Origin of the sequence: Kitasatospora sp. NPDC088391 (genome assembly GCF_044753345.1) — a bacterium.
Lineage (GTDB): Bacteria > Actinomycetota > Actinomycetes > Streptomycetales > Streptomycetaceae > Kitasatospora.
This window is the reverse complement of sequence record NZ_JBIVNB010000007.1, coordinates 219,387-242,489: the sequence shown is the minus strand read 5'-3', so window position 1 is coordinate 242,489 and position 23,103 is coordinate 219,387. Positions and strand designations below refer to the sequence as shown.

27 protein-coding genes are annotated in these 23,103 nt (G+C 74.5%); 14 read left to right on the top strand and 13 right to left on the bottom strand.

Annotated features, from left to right (window positions below):
- Positions 1-331 precede the first annotated feature (331 nt).
- The 4 genes from ACIQBJ_RS22380 to ACIQBJ_RS22365 all read left to right on the top strand — a co-directional run bounded on the left by ACIQBJ_RS22380 (position 332) and on the right by ACIQBJ_RS22365 (position 3,572).
- Positions 332-1,177 carry an alpha/beta fold hydrolase gene (locus ACIQBJ_RS22380; protein ID WP_400713210.1) on the top strand — a complete coding sequence of 282 codons (846 nt, stop codon included), beginning with the start codon at positions 332-334 and terminating at the stop codon, positions 1,175-1,177.
- Positions 1,178-1,650: 473 nt separating this feature from the next.
- Positions 1,651-1,794: a hypothetical protein gene (locus ACIQBJ_RS22375; protein WP_400713207.1), complete on the top strand. Its 144-nt coding sequence runs from the start codon at positions 1,651-1,653 to the stop codon at positions 1,792-1,794.
- Between the two features lie 259 nt (positions 1,795-2,053).
- Positions 2,054-2,692 carry a DUF6758 family protein gene (locus tag ACIQBJ_RS22370; protein ID WP_400713204.1) on the top strand — a complete coding sequence of 213 codons (639 nt, stop codon included), beginning with the start codon at positions 2,054-2,056 and terminating at the stop codon, positions 2,690-2,692.
- 31 nt (positions 2,693-2,723) lie between these two features.
- Positions 2,724-3,572, top strand: a complete 849-nt coding sequence (locus tag ACIQBJ_RS22365) for a PHP domain-containing protein (RefSeq protein ID WP_400713201.1) — start codon at positions 2,724-2,726, stop codon at positions 3,570-3,572.
- Positions 3,573-3,605: 33 nt separating this feature from the next.
- Here ACIQBJ_RS22365 and ACIQBJ_RS22360 read toward each other — a convergent pair whose 3' ends face one another.
- Positions 3,606-4,268 (bottom strand): suppressor of fused domain protein, encoded by a 663-nt coding sequence (locus tag ACIQBJ_RS22360; protein ID WP_400713198.1) that lies wholly within the window; start codon positions 4,266-4,268, stop codon positions 3,606-3,608.
- 490 nt (positions 4,269-4,758) lie between these two features.
- Here ACIQBJ_RS22360 and ACIQBJ_RS22355 point away from each other — a divergent pair, with 490 nt between their 5' ends.
- Positions 4,759-5,874 carry a magnesium and cobalt transport protein CorA gene (locus ACIQBJ_RS22355; protein ID WP_400713194.1) on the top strand — a complete coding sequence of 372 codons (1,116 nt, stop codon included), beginning with the start codon at positions 4,759-4,761 and terminating at the stop codon, positions 5,872-5,874.
- Between the two features lie 30 nt (positions 5,875-5,904).
- Here the strand turns inward: ACIQBJ_RS22355 and ACIQBJ_RS22350 are convergent, their stop codons facing one another.
- The gene (locus ACIQBJ_RS22350; protein WP_400713191.1) at positions 5,905-6,825 is read right to left on the bottom strand and encodes a DMT family transporter; all 921 of its coding nucleotides are present in this window, start codon (positions 6,823-6,825) and stop codon (positions 5,905-5,907) included.
- 124 nt (positions 6,826-6,949) lie between these two features.
- Here ACIQBJ_RS22350 and ACIQBJ_RS22345 point away from each other — a divergent pair, with 124 nt between their 5' ends.
- The 4 genes from ACIQBJ_RS22345 to ACIQBJ_RS22330 all read left to right on the top strand — a co-directional run bounded on the left by ACIQBJ_RS22345 (position 6,950) and on the right by ACIQBJ_RS22330 (position 10,802).
- Entirely contained in the window at positions 6,950-7,477 is a 528-nt protein-coding gene (locus tag ACIQBJ_RS22345; RefSeq protein ID WP_400713188.1) for a pyridoxamine 5'-phosphate oxidase family protein, read from the top strand.
- A gap of 100 nt (positions 7,478-7,577) precedes the next feature.
- Complete coding sequence (locus ACIQBJ_RS22340; RefSeq protein ID WP_400713185.1) at positions 7,578-8,933, top strand: magnesium transporter MgtE N-terminal domain-containing protein; 1,356 nt, start codon at positions 7,578-7,580, stop codon at positions 8,931-8,933.
- On the top strand, positions 8,923-9,585 hold the full coding sequence (locus tag ACIQBJ_RS22335; RefSeq protein ID WP_400713182.1) for a DUF1003 domain-containing protein: 663 nt from the start codon (positions 8,923-8,925) through the stop codon (positions 9,583-9,585). The genes ACIQBJ_RS22340 and ACIQBJ_RS22335 overlap by 11 nt, the downstream gene beginning before the upstream one ends.
- 56 nt (positions 9,586-9,641) lie before the next feature.
- Positions 9,642-10,802 (top strand): Mrp/NBP35 family ATP-binding protein, encoded by a 1,161-nt coding sequence (locus ACIQBJ_RS22330; protein WP_400713179.1) that lies wholly within the window; start codon positions 9,642-9,644, stop codon positions 10,800-10,802.
- A gap of 51 nt (positions 10,803-10,853) precedes the next feature.
- Here ACIQBJ_RS22330 and ACIQBJ_RS22325 read toward each other — a convergent pair whose 3' ends face one another.
- Together ACIQBJ_RS22325 and ACIQBJ_RS22320 are read right to left on the bottom strand one after the other, a co-directional pair.
- Positions 10,854-11,078: a hypothetical protein gene (locus tag ACIQBJ_RS22325; protein ID WP_400713176.1), complete on the bottom strand. Its 225-nt coding sequence runs from the start codon at positions 11,076-11,078 to the stop codon at positions 10,854-10,856.
- 49 nt (positions 11,079-11,127) lie between these two features.
- Positions 11,128-11,940 (bottom strand): protein phosphatase 2C domain-containing protein, encoded by an 813-nt coding sequence (locus ACIQBJ_RS22320; protein ID WP_400713173.1) that lies wholly within the window; start codon positions 11,938-11,940, stop codon positions 11,128-11,130.
- A gap of 46 nt (positions 11,941-11,986) precedes the next feature.
- On the opposite strand from ACIQBJ_RS22320, the gene ACIQBJ_RS22315 reads away from it, so the two are divergent.
- Positions 11,987-12,436 carry a hypothetical protein gene (locus tag ACIQBJ_RS22315; protein WP_400713170.1) on the top strand — a complete coding sequence of 150 codons (450 nt, stop codon included), beginning with the start codon at positions 11,987-11,989 and terminating at the stop codon, positions 12,434-12,436.
- On the opposite strand, the gene ACIQBJ_RS22310 is transcribed toward ACIQBJ_RS22315, so the two are convergent.
- The 4 genes from ACIQBJ_RS22310 to sigE form a co-directional block, all read right to left on the bottom strand.
- Positions 12,361-13,008 (bottom strand): hypothetical protein, encoded by a 648-nt coding sequence (locus ACIQBJ_RS22310; protein WP_400713167.1) that lies wholly within the window; start codon positions 13,006-13,008, stop codon positions 12,361-12,363. The two genes, ACIQBJ_RS22315 and ACIQBJ_RS22310, sit on opposite strands and share 76 nt — an antisense overlap.
- Positions 13,009-13,170: 162 nt before the next feature.
- Entirely contained in the window at positions 13,171-13,593 is a 423-nt protein-coding gene (locus tag ACIQBJ_RS22305) for a sec-independent translocase (RefSeq protein ID WP_400713164.1), read from the bottom strand.
- Between the two features lie 132 nt (positions 13,594-13,725).
- Positions 13,726-14,595 (bottom strand): anti-sigma factor family protein, encoded by an 870-nt coding sequence (locus tag ACIQBJ_RS22300; protein ID WP_400713161.1) that lies wholly within the window; start codon positions 14,593-14,595, stop codon positions 13,726-13,728.
- Positions 14,592-15,413 (bottom strand): RNA polymerase sigma factor SigE, encoded by an 822-nt coding sequence (sigE, locus tag ACIQBJ_RS22295; protein WP_400713158.1) that lies wholly within the window; start codon positions 15,411-15,413, stop codon positions 14,592-14,594. Before sigE ends, ACIQBJ_RS22300 begins: the two co-directional genes overlap by 4 nt.
- A 133-nt stretch (positions 15,414-15,546) precedes the next feature.
- Here sigE and ACIQBJ_RS22290 point away from each other — a divergent pair, with 133 nt between their 5' ends.
- A complete protein-coding gene (locus tag ACIQBJ_RS22290; RefSeq protein ID WP_400713155.1) occupies positions 15,547-16,221 on the top strand; it encodes an O-methyltransferase in 675 nt (224 codons plus the stop codon).
- Between the two features lie 195 nt (positions 16,222-16,416).
- Here the strand turns inward: ACIQBJ_RS22290 and ACIQBJ_RS22285 are convergent, their stop codons facing one another.
- On the bottom strand, positions 16,417-16,584 hold the full coding sequence (locus ACIQBJ_RS22285; RefSeq protein WP_074001376.1) for a DUF3117 domain-containing protein: 168 nt from the start codon (positions 16,582-16,584) through the stop codon (positions 16,417-16,419).
- A 292-nt stretch (positions 16,585-16,876) separates the two neighbouring features.
- Here ACIQBJ_RS22285 and ACIQBJ_RS22280 point away from each other — a divergent pair, with 292 nt between their 5' ends.
- On the top strand, positions 16,877-17,677 hold the full coding sequence (locus ACIQBJ_RS22280) for an enoyl-CoA hydratase/isomerase family protein (protein WP_400713151.1): 801 nt from the start codon (positions 16,877-16,879) through the stop codon (positions 17,675-17,677).
- A gap of 65 nt (positions 17,678-17,742) precedes the next feature.
- Here the strand turns inward: ACIQBJ_RS22280 and ACIQBJ_RS22275 are convergent, their stop codons facing one another.
- Positions 17,743-18,309, bottom strand: a complete 567-nt coding sequence (locus ACIQBJ_RS22275; protein ID WP_400713148.1) for a DNA-3-methyladenine glycosylase I — start codon at positions 18,307-18,309, stop codon at positions 17,743-17,745.
- On the bottom strand, positions 18,306-18,806 hold the full coding sequence (locus tag ACIQBJ_RS22270) for a DivIVA domain-containing protein (protein ID WP_400713145.1): 501 nt from the start codon (positions 18,804-18,806) through the stop codon (positions 18,306-18,308). Before ACIQBJ_RS22270 ends, ACIQBJ_RS22275 begins: the two co-directional genes overlap by 4 nt.
- 192 nt (positions 18,807-18,998) lie before the next feature.
- On the opposite strand from ACIQBJ_RS22270, the gene folP reads away from it, so the two are divergent.
- Entirely contained in the window at positions 18,999-19,811 is an 813-nt protein-coding gene (gene folP, locus ACIQBJ_RS22265; protein WP_400713590.1) for a dihydropteroate synthase, read from the top strand.
- A gap of 24 nt (positions 19,812-19,835) precedes the next feature.
- Here the strand turns inward: folP and ACIQBJ_RS22260 are convergent, their stop codons facing one another.
- Together ACIQBJ_RS22260 and dapE are read right to left on the bottom strand one after the other, a co-directional pair.
- Positions 19,836-20,618, bottom strand: a complete 783-nt coding sequence (locus ACIQBJ_RS22260; protein ID WP_400713142.1) for a TIGR00730 family Rossman fold protein — start codon at positions 20,616-20,618, stop codon at positions 19,836-19,838.
- 68 nt (positions 20,619-20,686) lie between these two features.
- Complete coding sequence (dapE, locus tag ACIQBJ_RS22255; protein WP_400713139.1) at positions 20,687-21,760, bottom strand: succinyl-diaminopimelate desuccinylase; 1,074 nt, start codon at positions 21,758-21,760, stop codon at positions 20,687-20,689.
- A gap of 209 nt (positions 21,761-21,969) precedes the next feature.
- Here dapE and ACIQBJ_RS22250 point away from each other — a divergent pair, with 209 nt between their 5' ends.
- Entirely contained in the window at positions 21,970-23,097 is a 1,128-nt protein-coding gene (locus ACIQBJ_RS22250; RefSeq protein WP_400713136.1) for a hypothetical protein, read from the top strand.
- The last annotated feature ends 6 nt before the right edge of the window (positions 23,098-23,103 follow it).

Below are 23,103 nucleotides of genomic sequence, written 5' to 3'. Positions count from 1 at the left end.
GCGCCCCGCAAGCGCGCGACCAAGAAGGCCGCCGAGGCCGTCGTGACCGAGGAAGCCCCGGCCCCGCGCAAGCGCACCACGAAGAAGGCCGCGGCCGCCGAGGAGATCCCGGCCCCGCGCCGGACCCGCAAGGCCGTGGAGCAGTAACCGACGCTCCCCCACGCGTGGGGCGTCCCAGGATCGCGTCGTGCCGGCAGTCCGCCGCGCACGGCGCGATCCTGCGTTCCGCCGCCTCCCGCCGTGTTCCGCCCCACCGGCGGCCCTCCGCGGGCGCACGGTCGGCAGCCCGTAGGGTGGGCCCGCCAGGTGATCGCACGAGAGGCCAGCACGCATGAGTACGCCGCCGTTCCTGAAGTTGCCGGGCTGTGTGCGGACGGCGCGGGTGGCCGGGTTGGCCGCGCTGCGCGGGGAGCCCGCGGGCGAGGTCCGGGGGACGGCGCTGCTGGTGCCGGGGTTCACCGGCAGCAAGGAGGACTTCATCGCGCTGCTGGAGCCGCTGGCGGACGCGGGCTTCCGCACCGTCGCGGTGGACCAGCGCGGGCAGTTCGAGTCGACGGGCGGCGGCGAGGACCCGGCCGGGTACGCGATCGGCGCGCTGGCGGCGGACGTCCGGGCGGTCTCCGCGGAGCTGGCGGACGGCGGGCCGCTGCACCTGCTGGGGCACTCCTTCGGCGGGCAGGTGGTCCGGGAGGCGGTGCTGCTGGACGGGTCCGTACTGCCCTGGGCGTCGTTGACGCTGCTGTCGACCGGCCCGGGTGCGATCGACCCGGCGGAGACGGCCCGGACTTCGCTGCTGCTGGACGCGCTGGGGTCGATGGACCTGGAGTCGATCTGGCAGGTGATGCGGCAGATGGAGGGCGAGCGGGTGCCGCCGCTGGAGCCGGAGATCGCCGGCTTCCTGCACCGGCGCTGGCTGGCGAACCACCCGGCGGCGCTGCGGGCGGCCGGGGCGCACCTGGTCGCGGCGCCGGACCGGGTGGACGAGCTGGCGGCGGTCGGCCTGCGCACGCACGTGGTCTCGGGCGAGCAGGACCACGCCTGGCCGGTCCCGGAGCAGTCGCTGATGGCGGAGCGCCTGGGCGCGCGCCGCACGGTCGTCGAGGGCGCCGGCCACTCCCCCAACGCGGAGCGTCCGGCGGAGACGGCCGCCGCGCTGGCCGCCTTCTGGTCGGCCTGACCGCTCCTCCGGCAGGTTCCCGGCCGGTTCCCGACCGATCCCGGACCGGGACTCCACCCGGAGCCCGAAAACTTCACCCCCGGTCGCCGTCACCGGCAGGCTTCCTGACGCCCGCTCAGAAGTCGGCCCCGGTTTTCGCGCGACAGAAATCGTTAGCTCGGGTAATATTTGAATCCGTCCGGGATTGAACCTTCCGGTGGCCGCACCCTCCTCCGGCCGCCGAAACCACGGATTTACCGGCGGGCAACCGCCGGGAAGCAGCGTCGCGGCACAGTGGGTCATCGGGGCACCGCCGCCCTCCACGAGTGCCGCAGGGAAAGTGCCGCTGAACGAGTCCTGTTCGAAAGTGGGGGGAGCGACGGGTGACTGCACCTGCCGGACGTCCGACCCAGCCAACGCCGACGGTCCATCGTCCGATGGCCGACCGTCGGCCGAGCCCGCCTCGGAGCCCGAGGACGGGAAGGGAGAGGCCCATGCGTTTCGAGATCCTTCGCCTGGATCACGCGGGAGCGGAGACCGATCGGCTGATCGCCGACGCGGAGACCGTCTCCGAGTACCTGAAGGCCGCCGCACAGACCGGTGAACGCCTGTACATCCGGCCGTGCAAGGCCGTGTGACGGAGCGCGGGCGCGCCGCCGAGCCGTCCGACGTTCCGATACCCAACTGACGCCCCGTCACCGCAGGAGACCCCTGGGACCGACGGGGCGTCAGTGCGTTCGGGGGGTGTTCGGGGCCCGCGACCTGCGGGGGTTTGGCGACCTGCCGCCCGGGACATCACCCTGCCGTGCCGGGCCGGTGCCCGGGGTGCCTCACGACGCACTCCTTACGGGTGATCGTCCTTGACGCAGCCGTCCGGAGGGAGGACCGTTGTCGGTTATGAGGGGCGAGCCAAGCTGCCCGAGGTGCGCCGGTCGGGTCCGCGCCCCCGGCCTCTTCTCCGACACCTGGCAGTGCGACCGGCACGGTGCCGTCCACCCGATGCAGCCGGTGCTGCCGCCGAGCATCGAGGCGTTGAACGTCGCGGTGAACCGTTCGCAGGTGCCGGTCTGGCTGCCCTGGCCGCTGCCGGTCGGCTGGCTCTTCACCGGCATCGCGCATGTGGGTGACGACCTGTCGGGGGCCCGCGCCACCGCGGTCGCCTGCTCGGGGCCGGCCCCGCTCGGCGGGTTCGGCGAACTGGTGCTGGTGGCCGAGGAGCTGGGCATCGGCCTGGGCGCCCGCTACGCGGGGCTGGACGGGCCGGACCCGGGCGATTCGGTGGCGCTGTACAAGCCCGCCGACGCGAAGCTGATGGCCGCCGGCCGGCCGACCCCGATGTTCCACGTCCCGGGCGCCCCGGACGACCGCGCGGTGTACGTCGGGGAGGCCCGCGGCCTCTGGCTGTGGGCGATCGCCTGGCCCGAGCAGTCCGCCCTGCTGATGCACGACGAACTCGTCCTCACCGACCTGCGGGACGCGGGCGCCGAACTCGGCCTGCTCCCCTGCGGGGCGCTCTCCCCCCGCCTCTTCGAGTAGGGCCCGCCGGGCGGTCCCTATCCTGAGCGGCATGCGCATCGATCTGCACGCCCACAGCAACGCCTCCGACGGCACCGACTCCCCGACCGAACTGGTCGCCAACGCGGTCGCGGCCGGGCTGGACGTGGTGGCGCTGACCGACCACGACACGGTGTCGGGGTACCGGGAGGCGGCTGCGGCGGTGGCCGGGACGGGGCTGACGCTGGTGACGGGCGCGGAGCTGTCCTGCCGGGTGGACGGGATCAGCATGCACCTGCTGGCCTACCTGTTCGACCCGGCGGAGCGGGCGTTCGGGGCCGAGCGGGACTTGGTGCGCACCGACCGGTTCCGGCGCGGGCGGGCGATCGTGGAGCGCTGCCGGGAGCTGGGCGCGCCGATCGACTGGGAGCAGGTGCAGCGGATCGCGGGCCAGGGCTCGGTGGGGCGTCCGCACATCGCCTCGGCGCTGGTGGAGGCGGGCGTGGTGGCGACCGTCTCGGACGCGTTCACGGCCGACTGGCTGGCCAACGGCGGGCGGGCGGACGTGCGGAAGCGCGAGACCGACCCGGCGGTGGCGGTCCGGCTGGTCCGGGCGGCGGGCGGGGTGCCGGTGTTCGCGCACCCCGGCGCGGACAAGCGCGGCCGGACGGTGCCGGACCAGGTGATCGCGGACCTGGCGGCGGCGGGCCTGGGCGGCCTGGAGGTCGACCACGTCGACCACGACGAGCCGACCAGGGCCCGACTGCGGGGCCTGGCGGGCGAGTTGGGCCTGTTCGTGACGGGCTCCAGCGACTACCACGGCAGCCGGAAGACGGTCCGGCTGGGTGAGCACACCACCGACCCGGCGGCGTACGAGGAACTGCTGGCACAGGCGACGGGGGCCGCGCCGGTCACCGGCTGACCCCCCTCAGCGGCCCGACGGCCCGACGGCCCGTCAGTCCAGCGGGACGCCGCGGCGGTTCGGGTCGCGCAGGTCGGTGCCGTGCTTCAGCCAGCGTTCCTGGAGCGCCTCCGCGCCCTGGACCCGCTTGAACGCGGCCTCGTTGGGCGTCATCGGCAGCAGCGGCAGGAAGCGGACCGCCTCGGCGGGGGCCGGGAGTTCGAGGTCCTCGACCAGGCCGCCGGGCTCGGCGGCCAGCACCGAGGTGAACGGGGCGCCGGTCCACAGCGGGGAGCCCAGGTCGAGCGAGCCGCCGGGGGCCACCACCAGGCCCTCGACCTGCGGGCTGGCGGCGAACACGGCGAGCGCCTTGTGCGCCTCGTCCCGGCCGCCGCGCACCGTCAGCACCAGTTCGGCCCGCGGGCCGCGGACCGGGTCGGCGACGGGGGCGGCGGGGTCGGCCATCGGCGCGGCGGCCATGCCGAGGGTGGCGTAGCGGACCAGGCCGTCGGCGTCGGGGCCGAAGCGCAGCACCTCGATCCGGTCCGCGCCGAGGAAGGTGACCGCGGCCCGGCCGGAGGGTTCGCCGAAGGTGCTGATCAGCCGGGCCTCGACGGCGGCCAGCAGCTCCGGCCGGGTGGGGCCGGTGCCGTGGCTGCCGTCGGGGCCCGCGGCCGGATCGGAGAAGTCGCCGAAGTGGGGGAAGTCGTGCGCCATGCCGCGACCCTAGCGCGCGGCGGGCGGCCCGGGACGGGCGCCCGGGCCGGTGCGGGGCGGGTTCCGGGCCGGGGCGTGCGTCGCCGAACCTTGGCGCGACCTTTACCCGGCGGAGGCCGCGGGCGGGCCGCGGCCCGGGGAAGAGCTGTTAATGTGAACGGTCGGCCCCGTGCACTCCCACCGGGGCCGCGACGGCCCCCGCGCGGGCCCCGGCACGGAGGAGGTGGTCATGGTGGACAGCAGTCGACCATGCAGTACCGGCAGCTCTCTCCGGCCCACCCTGACCAGCCGCACCTCCGGCTGACCAAGGCTCCACGCAGCGTCGCGCCCGGCCGGGAGAGCACCTTCCCCGGGGTCACGACGTCGAAACCGCCTCCGCCCGAGGTTTTCTGACGGTCCGTCGGCCCCGGCGTGTCCACCGGTGTTTCCCGCCGTCGCCCGCCCGCCTGCCAGGTCGGCGCGCGCCGGTCCGGCCCAAGGAGCCCGCGCCATGTCGATGATGAACAACCTGCGTGCCGCCGTCGTCCGTCCGACCCGCCGCCGGGCCAGCGACGCGTTCGAGTCCCGCCCCGGCGACACGCCGTCCGCCGTGGTGGACTGCGCCGTCTACCAGGACGGCAAGCGGGCCGGGGAGACCTGCAGCCCGCGCGAGGCCGCCCGGCAGGTGAAGGCCGCGCACCAGACCGGCCCCGGCTCGTTCAGCTGGATCGGCCTGCACGAGCCCACCGAGGCCGAGTTCGAGGGCATCGCCCAGCGCTTCGGCCTGCACCCGCTGGCCGTCGAGGACGCGGTGCACGCGCACCAGCGCCCGAAGGTCGAGCGGTACGACGGCATGCTGTTCGCGGTCTTCAAGACCGTCCGCTACGTGGAGCACGACCAGCTCACCCCGACCAGCGAGGTGGTCGAGACCGGCGAGCTGATGGTCTTCGCCGGGCCCGACTTCGTGATCACCGTCCGGCACGGCGCGCACTCCTCGCTGCGCGAGCTGCGGCACCGCCTGGAGGCGGACGCCGAGGGCAGCGGCCTGCTCGCCAAGGGCCCGGCCGCGGTGCTGCACGCGATCGCCGACCACGTGGTGGACAACTACCTGCTGGTCGCCGACCGCCTGCAGAACGACGTGGACGAGATCGAGTTCGACGTGTTCGCCAACAAGGGCGGCCGCGGCGGCGACGTCGGCCGGCTCTACCAGCTCAAGCGCGAGGTGCTGGAGTTCAAGCGCGCCGCCGCCCCGCTGCTGCGCCCGATGCTGCAGTTGTCCGAGCCCGCGCCGCGGCTGGTCGACCCGGAGATCCAGAAGTACTTCCGGGACGTCGCCGACCACCTGGCCCGGGTGATCGAGCAGGTCCAGGGCTTCGACGAACTGCTCAACTCGCTGCTCCAGGCCAACCTGGCGCAGGTCTCGGTCGCCCAGAACGAGGACATGCGCAAGATCACCGCCTGGGCCGCGATCTTCGCCGTCCCGACCATGATCACCGGCGTGTACGGGATGAACTTCGAGCACATGCCCGAACTGCAGTGGACGTACGGCTACCCGACGGTGCTCGGCGTCATCGCGGTGATCTGCGTCGGCATGTACCGGGGCTTCCGCCGCAACGGCTGGCTCTGACGGCCCGTCGGGCCGCCCGCGGGCGGGGCGTCAGCGGCGCTCCGCCCGGGCGACCAGCACCAGGCCGGCCAGGATCAGGCCGAGCGCCGGGTAGGCGGCGACCGGCGGCCACTGGCCCAGCCAGACGGCGGCCAGCAGGGCCGCGCCCGGGGTCTCCAGCAGGATCGCGGTCGAGGTGATCGAGGGGCCCAGGGTGCGCACCACCCGGTTGCTCAGCGAGTGGCCGAGCAGCTGGGCGGCCACCATCAGCAGCACGATCTGCCACCAGACCCCGGCGGGCCAGCCGCCCAGCCGGGTGCCCGTCAGCAGGCAGACCGCCAGCAGCGCCACCGCGCAGGTGGCGTAGCAGACCAGGGTGTACGCGGTGGTCGACACCGTGCGCCGCACCTCGGCGCCGAGCAGCACGTACCCGGCGGCGGCGGCGCCCGCGGCGAGGGCCAGGGCGTCCCCGAGCAGGGCCCGCGGCGACACCGACAGGTCGACGCCGGTCAGCACCAGCACGCCCAGGAAGGCCAGGCCGGTGCCGGTCCAGACCAGCCGGGGGGCGCGGACGCCGAGCAGCCGCATCAACAGGATCGTCCACAGCGGGGTGGTGGTGACCAGGGCCGTCGCCGAGGCCACCGAGGTCATCCGCAGGCTCGGCATCCAGAGCGCGAAGTGCAGCGCCAGCAGCACGCCGGCCGCCACCGCCAGCAGCAGCGCCCGGCGCGGGATGCCGCGCAGTTCGGCCCGGTGCCGCCAGAGCGCGTAGGGGCCGAGCACCCCGACCGACATGGTGTTGCGCCAGAACGCGATCGCCAGCGCGGGCGCGGCGGTCGCGCTGATCAGCGGGGCGGAGAGCGAGATGCCGGCGATCGAGACCGCGAGCAGCAGCAGGTCGGTGCGCGGCAGCTGCCGCCGCTCCCCGAGTGCCGTGGTCGCGGCGGGGGCGGTGGTGCGGACGGCGGTCACGGCGCTCCTCCGGGCGGTGCGGTGGTATGGACGGCATACACGGTAAGGGCTGTCCCGCTTCGACGGAACTGTCGTCCGGGGGATGGAACCGGCCGGCGAGGGCCCAGGCCGTACGCTGTGCGCCATGGAGCGTACGACGACCGCCAGCGCGGAAGACTTCCTCGACCGGGCCCTGGTGGAAGAGGCCGCCAAGAAGTCCGGCCTGCTCTGGGTCCGGCCCGCCGGGCAGCCGCACGCCCGTCCGCTCTGGCACGCCTGGCACGACGGCGCGGTGGTGGTGGTCGGCGACGGCACCGAGCAGCCGCTGCACGGCCTCGCGGCCGGCTCCGCCGTCGAACTCACCTTCCGCAGCAAGGACAAGGGCGGTCGGCTGGTCGCCCTGACCGCGGCCGTCGCCCTGCTCGACCCGGGCACCCCCGGCTGGGACGGCGCCGTCGAGGAACTGAAGGGCAAGCGGCTCAACGCGCCCGACACCGACACCGTGGCCGACCGCTGGGCCCGCGAGTGCCGCGTCCTGCGCCTGGTCCCGGACGGGCCGCTCGCCCCGCTCCCGGACGGCTCGCTGGCCGCCGCCCCGGTGCCCACCCCGGCGACGACCCGCCGCCCGGCCCCGGCGGGCCTCCCCAAGCTGCTCCTCAAGAAGAGGCGCTGACCCGGCGCCCCGCACGCCCCGGCGCGCTCCTCCCTCCTCCCGCGCACCACCCCCGCTAGATTTGGGGGGTTGTGTCCGTTTCTTCCGGAGGGAGTTCCGCATGGCGGGGCCGGGCAGCCGGGTCTACATCTCCCACCTCGCCGGGGTCGCGGTCTTCGACCCGAACGGCGACCAGGTGGGCCGGGTCCGCGACGTGGTGGTCTCGCTGCGGCTCGGCGGGCGGCCGCCCCGGGTGCTCGGGCTGGTGGTCGAGGTGATCGGGCGGCGGCGGATCTTCCTGCCGATGACCAGGGTCACCAGCCTGGAGTCCGGCCAGGTGCTGTCCACCGGGCTGCTGAACATGCGCCGCTTCGAGCAGCGCCCGTCCGAGACCCTGGTGCTCGCCGAACTCCTGGACCGCACCGTCACCCGGACCAAGACCTCCGACGAGGTCACCGTGCTGGACGTGGCGATGGTGCAGACCCGGCTGCGCGAGTGGGAGATCGACAAGGTCTTCGTCCAGGTCGGCCGCCCCGGGCGGCTGCGCAAGGCGAAGGGCGAGCAGCTGCTGCTCGACTGGTCGGCCGTCACCGGCTTCTCGCTGGACGAGGAGGGCCAGGGCGCGGCCAGCCTGCTCGCCACCTTCGAGCAGCTCCGCCCGGCCGACCTGGCCAACGTGATGCACCACCTCTCCGCGAAGCGCCGGGCCGAGGTCGCCGCCGCGCTGGACGACGACCGGCTCGCGGACGTCCTGGAGGAACTGCCCGAGGACGACCAGGTGGAGATCATCGGCAAGCTCCAGGAGGAGCGGGCCGCCGACATCCTGGAGACCATGGACCCGGACGACGCCGCCGACCTGCTCTCCGAACTCCCCGCCGAGGACGCCGAGCGCCTGCTGCGCCTGATGGAGCCCGCCGAGGCGGAGGAGATGCGCCGCCTGCTCTCCTACGCGGAGGACACCGCCGGCGGCCTGATGACCACCGAACCGATCGTGCTGGAGCCGGACGCCTCCGTCGCCGAGGCGCTGGCCCGGGTCCGGGTCGCCGACACCAAGCCCGCCCTGGCCGCCCAGGTGTACGTCTGCCGCCCGCCGAACGAGACCCCGACCGGGACGTACCTGGGCACGGTGCACTTCCAGCGGCTGCTGCGCGAGCCCCCGTACACCCTGGTCGGCTCGATGGTCGACGACGACCTGGACCCGCTGCCGCCCAACACCCCGCTGCCGCTGATCACTTCGTACCTGGCGACGTACAACCTGGTGGCCGCGCCGGTGGTGGACGAGGACGACCACCTGCTGGGCGCCGTCACCGTGGACGACGTGCTGGACCACCTGCTGCCGGAGGACTGGCGGGAGGGCTCGGCGCACGGCATCGGGGGCGGCGCCGAATCCGCCGGGTCCGCCGGGTCCGCCGGGCCTGCCGGGCCTGCCGGGCCTGCTGTCGGCGACGAGACGAACGAGGTGCCCGATGGACGGTGACCGCAAGCGTCCGAACGACAAGCGCCCCGGCGACGGCAAGCGCCCGAACGACGGCCCCGGCCAGCGCATCCAGGGCGAGCTGCGCGAACTGCGGCAGCTGCGCGAACTGCGGGCCCGGGAGCAGCGCGGCCGCCGCGAGGAGCGGCCCGCGGCGGCGGGGGGCGTCCGGGTCCGGCTCGACCAGCCGCGCACCGCCCGCCCGGGGCTGATCCGGCTGCCGGCCTGGGACCCGGAGGCGTTCGGCAAGCTCTCCGAGCGGATCGCCCGGTTCCTCGGCACCGGGCGGTTCATCGTCTGGATGACGGGGGTCATCATCGTCTGGGTGCTGTGGAACACCCTGCTCCCGGCCGCCGTCCACTTCGACGACTTCCCGTTCATCTTCCTCACCCTGGCGCTCTCGCTGCAGGCCTCGTACGCGGCGCCGCTGATCCTGCTGGCGCAGAACCGCCAGGACGACCGGGACCGGGTCAACATGGAGCAGGACCGGGCCCGCAGCGACCGCAGCATCGCCGACACCGAGTACCTGACCAGGGAGGTCGCGGCGCTCCGCCAGGGCCTGGGCGAGGTCGCGACCCGGGCCTTCATCGCCTCCGAACTCCAGGGCCTGCTCAAGGAGCTGGACGAGCGCCGGGAGTCCGCCGACACGCTGTGACCCGCGGCACGCTACCGGCGAGTCGGGGGTGGGCCGCCGCGCCGTACCATCAACACATGGCCAACGAGACAGAGGTGGCGGCCGGGGTGACGGAGCAGTCCGTCCGGGAAGCCCTGGGTACCGTTCACGACCCGGAGATCAACCGTCCGATCACCGAGATCGGCATGGTGAAGTCCGTCGAGATCGGCGACGGCGGCGCGGTGAAGGTCGCGGTGTACCTCACCGTCTCCGGCTGTCCGATGCGCGAGACGATCACCCAGCGGGTCACCGACGCGGTCACCGCGGTGCCGGGGGTCTCCTCCGTCGCCGTCGAGCTGGACGTGATGAGCGAGGAGCAGCGCCGCGAGCTGTCGCAGCTGCTGCGCGGCGGCGCCCCCGAGCGGGAGATCCCGTTCGCCAAGCCCGGCACGCTGACCCGGGTCTACGCGGTCGCCTCCGGCAAGGGCGGTGTCGGCAAGTCCTCGGTGACGGTCAACCTGGCGGCGGCGCTGGCCGCCGACGGCCTGAAGGTCGCCGTGGTGGACGCCGACATCTACGGCCACAGCGTGCCCCGGATGCTGGGCGTCGAGGGCCGGCCGACCCAGGTCCAGGACATGATCATGCCGCCGTCGGCGAACGGCGTGAAGGTCATCTCGATCGGCATGTTCACCCCCGGCAACGCCCCGGTGGTGTGGCGCGGCCCGATGCTGCACCGCGCCCTCCAGCAGTTCCTCGCCGACGTCTACTGGGGCGACCTCGACGTCCTCCTGCTCGACCTGCCGCCCGGCACCGGCGACATCGCCATCTCGGTCGCGCAGCTCGTCCCGAACGCCGAGATCCTGATCGTCACCACCCCGCAGATGGCCGCCGCCGAGGTCGCCGAGCGGGCCGGCACGATCGCCCTGCAGACCCACCAGAAGATCGTCGGCGTGATCGAGAACATGTCGGGCATGCCCTGCCCGCACTGCGACGAGATGATCGACGTCTTCGGCACCGGCGGCGGCCAGACCGTCGCCGACGCCCTCACCCGCTCCGTCGGCGCCACCGTGCCCGTCCTCGGCTCCATCCCGATCGACGTCCGCCTCCGCGAGGGCGGCGACGACGGCCGCCCGGTCGTCCTCTCCAACCCCGACTCCCCCGCCGGCGCCGCCCTCCGCACCATCGCCGGCAAGCTCTCCGGCCGCCAGCGCGGCCTCTCCGGCCTCTCCCTGGGCCTCACCCCGAAGAACAAGTTCTGACCGACCGTCAGCCTCCGGGCCGGCCCCGCGTCCCGCGGGGTCGGCCCGCGGTCATTCCGGGCGCCTCGGCAGGTGGGCTGCCACCATCCCGGCGGCCTGGGCGGCGTGGTGGGCGGCGTCCGGGGAGGGGTGGGTGCGGATCGCGGCGGCGATCGCCAGCAGGGCTTCCACCTGGGCGAGGGCGGCCAGTTGGTCGAGGCTCGGATAGCGCTGTCGGCCGTGTGCCTGGGCCAGTAGGCCGCGGGATGCCGCGACGTGCTCCTCGTAGTGGTCCATCGGGCGGGCCCCTCCCCTTTGTCGGTGTGCGGCCCACCGTAGCGGGTGGCTAGGGGCGGAGGAGGGCGACCGTCGCGTCGTCGTGGGTCTTGGTGCGGGGCCAGCGGGTGTGCGCGGGATCGGTGTGTTCGAGGGCGCGGACGTGGTCGATCAGGGCCTGCGGGCCGCCGGTGCGGAGCAGGGTGAGGGTGGCGGGCCAGTCGGCGGTGGCGAAGTCGTCGACGGGGCGGGCGGCGCCGTCGGTGAGCAGGGCGGCGAGGCGGACGTCCGGCCAGGGGGTGCTGCCGGTGCGGGAGCGGTCGGCTGCGGCGGGGTCGGGGCCGGCCACCCAGTAGCCGTCGGGGGTGTTCATGGCGGTGCGCTGGGCCTCGGTGAGCAGGCGGCGGCGGGCCCGCGGGTCGAGGCCTTCCAGGCGGTCGGCGAGTTCGCGGGCCTGGCGGTCCGTCACGTCGCCCACCCGGTGGTCGGAGACGGCGAGCGGCCCGCCGGGCAGGTCGAGCAGGACGGTGGAGTCGGCGAGCACCAGCCAGTCCAGCCGGTCCTCGTGGCGGCGCAGCACGGCGACGGTGGCGGTGGGTGTCATGGGGTGCCCGAGGTCGCAGCCGGGCCCGTGCGCGGCCGCGGTCCCGGCGAGGGCGTCGGACAGGCAGTCCGTCAGTTCCCGGGCGCCGGAGGCGGCCTGACGGAGCATCGCCGCCCCGAGGGTGCGGACGAACCAGACGACGCCGTGCGCGCAGCCGGTCGCGGTCCCCTCGGGCAGGCCCGCCCCGTCGAGCAGGACCACGGTGGCGGAGGCGGCCAGCACGGCGTCCTCGTTGGGGAGCGCGCTGGAGCCGGGGGCGGTGGCGAACGAGATCTGCACGAACGGACTCCGGAACCGAAGCGGGTGGCACGCCGTCCACGGGGGTGTGGACAGACGGAACGTGGGCTGCCTGGCGGCGGCGCTGCTGGCGGCCGGGGCGCTGCTGATCGGGTTCGGCGCGCTGCTCGGCCTCGACCTGGAGTCGAAACCGGGGCTGCGGGACGACCGGACCGGCCTCGCCCTGGTGTTCCTGGTCCCGGGCGCGCTGGCGGCGGTGGCCGCGCCGGTGGTCGCCCGGTACGGCGGCACCCGGCGGGCCCGGGTGCCGGTCACGGCGGTCGCCGCGCTGCTGCTGGCCCTCGCCGGGTGGTGGGTGGTGGAGCGGGCCCCGCTGCTGGCGTGCGACTCGGGGGTGTCGCTCGACGACGACGGCGTCCGCCGCTGCGCCGGAACCGACGCGGACGACCGGGTCGGGGCGGCTCACCGCCCGTCGTACGTCTCCAGGTCGGGCACCGCGGTGAAGCCGACGCCGTACGCGGAGACCGAGCGGCCGTAGGCGCCGATCAGGACGCCGGGGGCCTCGCCGGCCAGCACCCAGCCGTACTCGGACTCGCGGTAGCGGAAGGGCTGCGGGAGGCCGTTGACGGGCAGGGTGAGCGAGGACCAGCCGGGGCCGTCGAGGTCGTCGGCGAGGTCCCAGGCGAGGGCGGTCTGCTGGTCGAGCCAGTTCTGCCGGAGCGCGCGGTCGAGGTTGCCGGGCCAGGTGGCGCCGAGCAGGCCGGCGCCGGCCAGCCAGGCGGCGGAGGAGGCGGAGGTGGCCTCCAGGGTGCCGGTGTTGTCGGCGCTGCGCCGCACGTCGCGGCGGGCGACGGTGACGACGACGGCGAACCGGCGGGTGTCCCGGGCCTCGGGGCCGCGGGCGGGCTCGTCGCCGTGGCCGAGGGTGCCGTAGTCGGGGGCCTCGGTGTCGGCGCCGCGCTGGCCGGTGCCGACCTGGCCGAGCCAGCGGCGGCCGGTCCAGCCCTCGTCCAGGCCGTACCAGGGGAAGTCGGCGGCCCGGTAGGCGTCGAGCGGGTCGACGGGCAGGCGCGCGGCGGCGGTGCCTCCGGTGCTGGTCGTGGCGTCCACTGCGGCCTCCTCGGTCGTACGCTGCCGGCTCGGTGGATGCTCGGCAGGGGACACGATAGCGGCGGGAACGGCGACGCCCCGCCTGCTGGGGCGGGGCGTCGGTACGACGAACAGAACAGCGGGTGGGACGGCGAGCGGGACGACGAACGGAACAGCGGGACGTCAGGTGGCGTCCGGGTCGAACGGCGGGCGCTCGCCGGCGGCCAGTACCGGGCCGGCGCTCGCCGCGGTCGCGGCCTTGGAGAAGTCGACCGAGGCGGTGGGCGTCGGCGTCGGGTCGCCGTTCAGCGCGGACTTGATGTCCACGCTGTCCTTGAGGTCCTTCAGGCCGAGCGGGTCCTCGCCGTCGCCGAGCAGCTGCTTGCGGACGAAGGTCTTCGGGTTGAGGTCCTCGAAGTCGAAGTTCTGGAACTCCGGCCCGAGCTCGCTGCGGATGTCCTCCTTCGCGTTGTCCGCGAAGGAGCGGATCTTGCGAATGAAGCCCATGGTGTCCTGGATCAGCTTGGGGAGCTTGTCCGGGCCGAAGATCACGATGGCCATGACGATGATCGTCACGACCTCCAGTCCGCCTATGTCTCCGAACACCTGAACTCCCAGCACCCGACAACGCTTCGACAAGGGTAAACGCGGGCTGCCGCGGCTCCGGCCCTCCGCGGGTGAAACCGTGGTAAAGACCACCCGGGTGACCGGCGTCGGCGGCGTGCCGGTGAAGGCAGGCTAGCGCAGGAGCTGCCGCGGGTCACCGGTGGGCGACGGCGGGGGCGTGACCTGGTAGCGGGCGCGCAGCGGGTACTCCTGGACGTTCACCACGGGCTGCTGGGCGTTCACCGGGACGATCGCCCCGCCGACCGGCGTGACGCTGGTGGGCTGCCGGGTGGTGCCCTGGCCGGTGGTCAGGCCACCGACCCCGCCCAGCGTGACCGCGGCGACCGAGAACGCCCCGGCGGCGGCGAACACCAGCCGGCGGCCGCGGGCGGCGGCCGGCTGACGGGCGGGCAGTTCGGTGAGCGCGGCGAGCGGACGCGGGAGCGCGGCCGGTTCGTGGCGCGGCGCGGCGGCGGACGGGCGGGTGCCGAACAGGCCGGCCCGCGGGTCCACGCCGGGTATCGGGGCGTCCGCGCCGAGCGCGCCGCCGCCGAAGCCCGCGCCCCGGCCGAACGAGCCGCCGGTGAGCCGGCTGCCGCCGAACACGCCGCCGGCCCCGGGCGGGGCGGACGGCCCGTCGGGGCCCGCTCCGTCCTCCGGCAGCGCGGCGACGGCCATCAGCCGGGCCATCAGGGCGGCGGACGGGCCGGGCAGCGCGGAGCCGCTGAGCGTCCGCTTGACGGCCCGGGCCTCCTCGGCCTCGGCCAGGCAGTCCGCGCAGGTCGCCAGGTGCGCCTGGACCCGCTCGCGGGCGTCGTGGCCCAACTCGCCGTCCAGGTAAGCGGTGAGGCGGTCGCCGAGGTGGTTCTCCTCCGCCACGGGCTCGACCGGGCGGAGCGCGACCGGCCGCAGCCCGGGCGCCGCCGGTTCGGGGGCGCGGCGCAGCGGCGCCCAGCGCGAGCGGCCGCCCGCGTCCGCGCGCTCGGGGGCGCGATCGCTCATGACCCCCTCCGGTCGCTCCCGGCCGGCTCGGCGCCGACCGGCACGGGTTCGGCGGAGCCGCCCCGGCGCGAACGGCCCGCGGCGGCGTTCGGCGCCCGGTGCTTGAGGGCCGCGCGCAGGTGCGAGCGGCCGCGGTGGATCCGGCTGCGGACGGTGCCGAGCTTCACCCCGAGGGTGGCGGCGATCTCCTCGTAGGAGAGGCCCTCGATGTCGCAGAGCACCACGGCGGCCCGGAACTCCGGCGCGAGGGTGTCCAGCGCCTGCTGGACGTCCGCGTCGAAGTGGGTGTCGCTGAAGTGCTGGGCGGGGCTGGGCTCACGGCTGGCCAGGCGCTCCGCGGCGTCGTCGGCGAGCGCGTCGAAGCGGATCCGCTGGCGGCGGCGCACCATGTCCAGGAACAGGTTGGTGGTGATCCGGTGCAGCCAGCCCTCGAAGGTTCCGGGGGTGTAGGTGGACAGCGAGCGGAACACCCGGACGAAGACCTCCTGCGTGAGGTCCTCGGCGTCGTGCTGGTTGCCCGTCAGCCGGTAGGCCAGGCGGTAGACCCGGGCGCTGTGCGCCTCGACGATCTCCTCCCAGCTGGGCGGCGTCCAACTCTGCGCGTCGGGCCCCTCGGTGAAGGACGCCAGCGTGCCGGCGGCCTCGACCACCGAGTTGTCGGCCGCGGTCGGCTTGTCCAGGGGGGAATGCACAGACTTGTTCATCACGGGCTTCGGCGTACGGATCGACGGAGTGCCGCGGAAGTGCCGCTGCACAGGGACGTCGCCCTCGGCCACACCTCCTCGGTCGGCTCTTCTGCCCAGCAGAGCCACCACCATATCCACCTCACCCGTCAAGCCTGGATAAGAGCGGTCGGACGACCACCGCCCCGGGCGGCCCGGCCGCCCGTAGAAGAGGAACGGCCAGCCGCCGAACACGGTTCCCGGAGGGCCAGTAGTCTGTCGCTGGAATTTGTCGACTTGGGTCGGCACCGGCGCTCCGGAAGAGGCAGCCATCACCGAGTTCGGGCCCCAGCGCGCGGCCCTCGCCGACACCTACGTCGGCGAGGACGCGGTGCTGACCTACGCCCGGGCCCAGTCGGCCCGCACCGGGATACGCGCGATCGGGCCCAGCGGCGGGGCCGCGCTGCGGCTGCTCGCCGCCGCCCTGGACGCCAAGGCCGTGGTCGAGGTCGGCACCGGCACCGGGGTCTCCGGCGTCTACCTGCTGCGCGGCATGCGCGCCGACGGGGTGCTCACCACCGTCGACGCCGAGCCGGTCCGCCAGCAGTACGCCCGGGAGTCCTACCGGGCGGCCGGCTTCGCCGCCAACCGGGTCCGCTGCATCCCCGGCCGGGCCAGGGACGTGCTGCCCCGGCTCGCCGACGGCCAGTACGACCTGGTGTTCTGCGACGGCGACCCGGCCGACTCGCCGTTCCACCTGGCCGAGGCGGTCCGGCTGCTGCGCCCGCGCGGCGTGGTCTGCTTCGAGGGCGTCTTCCAGGAGGGCCGGCTGGCCGAGCCCGCGCACGACGACCCGCAGACCCGCGCGGTGCGCGACCTGGTCGCCGACATCCGGGAGAGCGACACCCTGCTGCCCGCCCTGCTCCCGGTCTCCGACGGCCTGCTCTGCGCCGTCAAGCGCTGACCGGCCCGGCGGAGGACCAGTCCTGCGGAGGACAGGCCCGGCGGAGGACAGGCCCGACGGAGACCGGCCCGACGGAGGACAGCTCGACGGAGAACGGGCCGAGGAAGCCGAACGGGCCCGGCCCCCGCGAGGGGACCGGACCCGTTCGAACACCTCCGGGAAAGCCCGAAGGTGCGGGCACTGCGCTGCGGCGGATCAGCCGCAGGCCTTCTTCAGGGCCTCGCCGAGCGCCTGCGCCTCGTCCGGCGTCAGCTCGACCACCAGGCGCCCGCCCCCTTCGAGCGGAACGCGCATGATGATGCCCCGCCCCTCTTTGGTGACCTCCAGCGGGCCGTCACCCGTCCGCGGCTTCATGGCCGCCATGCTCGTTCCCCTTCCTGCAACCGTTCAGGTATGCACCGGCAGTCCGTCCACCGCCGGTATCGAACGCATTGATCGGAAGCCATTATCCCGCATGCAACGGCTGGATGACCAACATCACTCTCTGCGCCAACCCTTCCCAACCAGCACCAAAGCCCCGATTACCTGCCGAAAGCCCCATCCCTCCGCAGTCCGACACGCCAACCGGAGGTGCGCCACCTCACACTCCCCCGAACGGGTGCGACTCCGGCATGCTGGCCCACGACAGCCCACCGCGACCCGGGAGCCCTCACCCATGTCCGACACCGTGCGCTACGAGCGCGACGGCGCGCTCGCCGTCCTCACCATCGACCGCGCCGAGGCGATGAACGCCCTCGACGTCCCCACCAAGGTCGCCCTCCGGGACGCCGTCACCACCGCCGCCACCGACCCGGAGGTCCGGGCCGTGCTGCTGACCGGCGCCGGCGGGAAGGCGTTCTGCGTCGGGCAGGACCTCAAGGAGCACGTCGGCCTGCTGGAGCACCAGCGCGAGACCGGCGAGGGCGCACTGCGCACCGTCGCCGAGCACTACAACCCGCTGGTCCGGGCGCTGGCCGGGATGCGCAAGCCCACCGTCGCCGCCGTCAACGGGGTCGCCGCCGGCGCCGGGGCCTCGCTCGCCTTCGCCTGCGACTTCCGGGTCCTCGCCGACACCGCGGGCTTCAACACCTCTTTCGCCGGTGTCGCCCTCACCGCCGACTCCGGCGCCTCCTGGACCCTCCCCCGCCTGGTCGGCCACGCCCGCGCCACCGAGCTCCTGATGCTCCCGCGCACCGTCCGCGCCGAGGAGGCACTCGCCCTCGGCCTGGCCACCCGCGTCGTCCCGGCCGCCGAACTCGCCGCCACCGCCCGCGAGTTCGCCCTCACCCTGGCCAACGGCCCGACCTTCGCCTACGGCGCGATCAAGGAGTCCCTGGCCTACGGCGCCTCCCACTCGCTGGCCGAACTCCTCGACAAGGAGGACGAACTCCAGACCGCCGCCGGCAACAGCGCGGACCACCGCATCGCCGTCGACGCCTTCCTCACCAAGCAGAAGCCCGAGTTCCTCGGCCGCTGAGCCCATCAGGACCCCCGCGCCCCCGCACCACCACCCCCACGGGGTGCGGGGAACGGCACGGCCGGCTACCTCGCGTGGCAATCCGCCAGGTGGTCGTTCACCAGCCCGCACGCCTGCATCAGCGCGTACGCCGTGGTCGGCCCCACGAACCGGAAGCCGGCCCGCTTGAGCGCCTTGGCCAGCGCCGTCGACTCCGGCGTCACCGCCGGCACCTCGGCCAGTGTCCGGGGGGCGGGGCGGTCCGGCTCCGCCGCGAAGCCCCAGATCAACTCGTCCAGCCCGCCGTCGAGTTCGCGGGCCGCCCGGGCGTTGGCGACGGTCGCCAGGATCTTCGCCCGGTTGCGGATGATCCCGGTGTCGGCGAGCAGCCGCTCGACGTCGGCGTCGTCGAACTCGGCGACCGCGGCGATCGAGAAGTCCCGGAACGCGGCCCGGAAGCCCGCGCGCCGCCGCAGGATGGTGATCCAGGACAAGCCGGACTGGAAGGCCTCCAGCGAGATCCGTTCGAACAGGGCCTGGTCGCCGTGGACGGCCCGGCCCCACTCGGTGTCGTGGTAGGCCCGGTAGTCGTCCGCCGAGTCACCCCACCCGCAGCGCCGCAGGCCGTCGGCGCCGAGCACCGCACCGGTCACGGGCGGTCGCTCTTCTCGCCCTCGGCCGCGGCCGCTTCCTCCGCCGACGCCGACGCCGAGCCCGGGCCCGATTCCGATTCCGGGCCCGCGCCCGCGCCCGCGCCCGCGTCCTCCGCCGGGCGCTTCTCCAGCACCGCCGTGAAGGACTCCAGCCCGGGCAGCGGCTCACCGGCCACGCCGCCACCGGCACCCGCGCCCGCCTCGACCGCGCCGCGCACCGCGCCGACGGCCTCCAGTTCGGCGATCCGGGCGTCCCGGACGGCGAGTTCCGCGCCGAGCCGGTCGAGCACGTCGTCGACCTCGTCCATCCGGTAGCCGCGCAGCGCCATCGGGAGGCGGAGCTCGTCCACGTCGGCCCGGCCGAGCGGCCGGTGCTCCGGGAGGCGGACGGAGAGCCGGTCGTGCTCGGCCTCCGGAAGCGTTCCGCCGCCGCCGAGCGCCACCAGCGCGGCACCGCCGACCACCACCGCCATCGCAGCCACGATCACCCAGAACACGAGCTGTCCTCCGTCAGTCCCCGGGGGTTCCCGGCCGTTCCCGGTCGGCTTCGGCCCGCGCGCGGGAGCAAGGTGGGATCATGGTCCCCTTACAGGCCGGGGCCCATCATTGCACCCGGGAGCGCTGAGGAGGAGACACCGGTGGCACTACGCCTCGGCACGCGGGAGTTCGGTCCGGACGAGCTGGTGGTCATGGCGATCGTCAACCGGACCCCGGACTCGTTCTTCGACCGCGGCGCGACCTTCGCCGACGAGGCGGCCTTCGCGGCCGCGGACCGCGCCGTCGCGGAGGGCGCGGCGATCCTGGACATCGGCGGGGTGAAGGCGGGGCCGGGCGAAGAGGTCACCGTGGAGGAGGAGTTGCGCCGCACGGTGCCGTTCGTGGCGGAGCTGCGCAAGCGCCACCCGGACGCGGTGATCAGCGTGGACACCTGGCGGCACGAGGTCGGCGAGGCGGTCTGCGAGGTGGGAGCGGACCTGCTGAACGACGCCTGGGGCGGCTTCGACCCGAAGCTGGCGGAGGTCGCGGCGCGCCACGGCGCGGGCCTGGTCTGCACGCACGCGGGCGGCGCGGAGCCGCGCACCCGGCCGCACCGGGTGGGGTACGAGGACGTGATGGCGGACATCCTGGCGGTGACGGTCGGCCTGGCCGAGCGGGCGCTCGAACTGGGCGTCCGCCGCGACGGGTTGATCATCGACCCGGGGCACGACTTCGGGAAGAACACCCGGCACTCGCTGGAGGCGACCCGCCGGCTGCCGGAGATGACGGCGACCGGGTTCCCGGTGCTGGTCTCGCTCTCCAACAAGGACTTCGTCGGCGAGACGCTGGACCGGCCGGTGGACGAGCGGCTGCTCGGCACGCTGGCCACCACGGCGGTCTCGGCCTGGCTGGGCGCGCAGGTCTACCGGGTGCACCAGGTCGCGGAGACGCGCCAGGTGCTGGACATGGTGGCCTCGATCCGCGGCACCCGTCCCCCGGCGGTCGCCCGCCGGGGGCTGGCCTGACGCGCCCTCGGGCGCCGCGGTCGGCTACGCCGGGGTGCCGTGCGGGCCGCGCGCGGCGTCCATGATCTTCAGCACCTCGGCGATGTCGTCCGTGACGTGGAACAGTTCGAGGTCGGCCGGGTTGGCCTTGCCCTGCGCGACCAGGGTGGACTTCAGCCACTCCACCAGGCCGCCCCAGTAGGCGCTGCCGAACAGCACCACCGGGAACCGGGTGACCTTCTTCGTCTGCACCAGCGTCAGCGCCTCGAACAGCTCGTCCAGGGTGCCGAGTCCGCCGGGGAGGACCACGAAGCCCTGGGCGTACTTCACGAACATCGTCTTGCGGACGAAGAAGTAACGGAAGTTCAGGCCCAGGTCGACGTACTCGTTGAGGCCCTGCTCGAAAGGCAGCTCGATGCCGAGGCCGACGCTGAGGCCGCCGGCCTCGGTGGCGCCCTTGTTGGCGGCCTCCATCGCGCCGGGGCCGCCGCCGGTGATCACCGCGTAGCCGGCCTCGGCCAGGGCCCGGCCGATCTCCACCCCGGCCCGGTACTCGGGCGAGTCGACCGGCGTCCGGGCCGAGCCGAACACGCTGATGGCGGTGGGGAGTTCGGCGAGCGCACCGAAGCCCTCGACGAACTCGGAGGTGATCCGCAGCACCCGCCACGGATCGGTGTGCAACCAGTCGGTCGGCCCGGTGGTGTCCAGCAGCCGCTGATCCGTCGTACTCGTCTCGACCTGGTCCCGCCGCAGCAGCACCGGCCCCTTGCGCTTCTCGGGCCACGGCTTCTTCTGCCGGCGGACGGGTTCATCTCCGTTGGCTGTCATGACGAAACCCTACGCCTGACAAGGCAACTTTCCGGGGAACAACGGAAAACGACCGGGCGAGGGCGGGACTACCGGGTGAGCCACTCCCGCAGCCGCTCCTCGACCTCGGCGATCGCGGTGAGCGAGCAGTGCTCCTCGCGCTTGTGGGCCAGGTTCGGGTCGCCGGGGCCGTAGTTGACGGCGGGGACGCCGTGCGCGGAGAACCGGGCGACGTCGGTCCAGCCGAACTTGGCCCGGGGCTCGCCGCCGACGGCGGCCAGGAAGGCCCGCGCGGCGGGCTGGGCCAGGCCGGGCAGGGCGGCGGGCGAGGCGTCCACGATGTCCAGCCGGTAGCCGTCGAAGACCTCGCGCAGGTGCGCCTCGGCCTCCTCCAGGCTGCGGTCGGGGGCGAACCGGAAGGCCACGTGGATCTTGCACTCGTCGGGGATGACGTTGCCGGCCACGCCGCCGTCGATCCGGGTGGCGTTCAGGCCCTCGCGGTACTCCAGGCCGTCGATGACGACCCGTCGGGGGGTGTAGGCGACCAGCCGGGCCAGCACCTCGGCGGCCTTGTGGATGGCGTTGTCGCCGAGCCAGCTGCGGGCGGCGTGCGCGCGGACGCCGGTGAGCGTGATGTCGGCGCGCAGGCTGCCCTGGCAGCCGCCCTCGACGACGGCGCCGCTGGGCTCCATCAGGACGGCGAAGTCGCCCGCCAGCCAGTCGGGGTGGACCGCGAACAGGTGGCCGAGGCCGTTGCGCTCGGCCTCCACCTCCTCGCAGTCGTAGAACACGTAGGTGACGTCGTGGTTCGGCTCGGTCACGGTGGCGGCGAGCCGGAGCTGCACGGCGACGCCGGACTTCATGTCCGAGGTGCCGCAGCCGTAGAGCAGGTCGCCCTCGACGTGCGAGGGGACGTTGTCGGCGATCGGCACGGTGTCCAGGTGCCCGGCGAGCACCACCCGCTCGGCCCGGCCGAGGTTCGTCCGGGCCACCACGTTGTTGCCGTACCGGTCCACGGTGAGGTGCGGGAGGGCCCGGAGCGCGCTCTCGACGGCGTCCGCGAGGGCGGTCTCCTCGCCGCTGACGGACGGGAAGTCGACGAGGCGGGCGGTCAGGGCGCCGCCGTCGAGGGTCAGGTCGAGGGGCTCGTTCGGGCTGCTCATGGCGGCCACCTTATCGATAAGGTCGAGTCCCGCCCGATACGCCGGGTCACCGCGTCGACACGGCTCCGAACGGCCCTGTGAGCAGGGTCGCAACCGTGCGGGCCCGTACAGCCGTCCGAGCGGTTACGGTGTCCTGGCCCGGTGCGCGCTCCCGGGCCCGGACCGTTGCGGACCGACACCGACCGATCACCCAGGAGAGGGGCGACCCCGTGGCCAAAGACGCCGAGTACGGCGACTACGACGACTACGCGGAGCACCACGGCGCCCCGGAGGACCACGCCGAGCACGACGGGCACGACCAGCACGACGACGGCCGCGACGGGTACGGGGACGGCCGCGACGGGCACGGGGACCCCGAGGAGCGCGGCAGCTGGACCGACGGCCTGGAGTACGAGGAGGACCCGCCGCGCCGCCGCCGGCCGTGGGGGCGGGTGCTGGTGGGCGTGCTGGCGCTGTCGGTGGTCGGCGGCCTGGTGGTGTACCTGAACCGGGACAAGAGCCCGGCGGTGCCGGACGAGGGCTGCCGGATCACCACGGCGACCGGCTCGGGCACGCTGGAGCTGCCGGCCGCGGCGAACGCGGCGACCATCACGGCGGTGGCGATCTCCCGCGGGCTGCCGGAGCGGGCGGTGACGATCTCGCTGGCGACCGCGATCCAGGAGTCGAAGCTGCGCAACCTGGAGGGCGGCGACCGGGACTCGGTCGGCCTGTTCCAGCAGCGCCCCTCGCAGGGCTGGGGCACGGTCGACCAGATCATGGACCCGGTGTACTCGACCAACAAGTTCCTGGACGCGCTGGTGAAGGTGAACGGGTACGCGCAGATGCCGCTGACCGACGCCGCCCAGCAGGTGCAGCGCAGCGGCTACCCGCAGGCGTACGCCAAGCACGAGGGCAGCGCGACGCTGCTGTCGACGGTGCTGACGGGCCGCGAGCCGGCCGCGCTGGACTGCGTGGTGCACCAACTGCCGGACCCGAACCCGACCGACCCGGCGGAGAAGGCCCCGACCGCGGCGGCCCTCACCGAGCAGGTGCGCCGGGAGTTCGGCAAGGCGGTGGCCGTCGGCCCGGACGCGAAGGCGCCGAAGGACCCGCGCGAGGTGCTGGCGTTCAGCCCGCAGGTGACGGCGAGCACGGCGGGGGCGGGCGGTTCGGCGCAGACCGGCTGGGCGCTGGCGCACTGGTCGGTGGCCCGGGCGGCGGACCTGGGGATCGGCCAGGTCGCGTACGCCGGCAAGGTGTGGCGGGTGGACCGGCCGCTGGACGGCTGGAAGCCGCTGGCGGAGGCCCCGGCGGACCGGGTGCTGGTGACGCTGGGCGCCCCGGCCAAGAAGAAGTGACCCGGG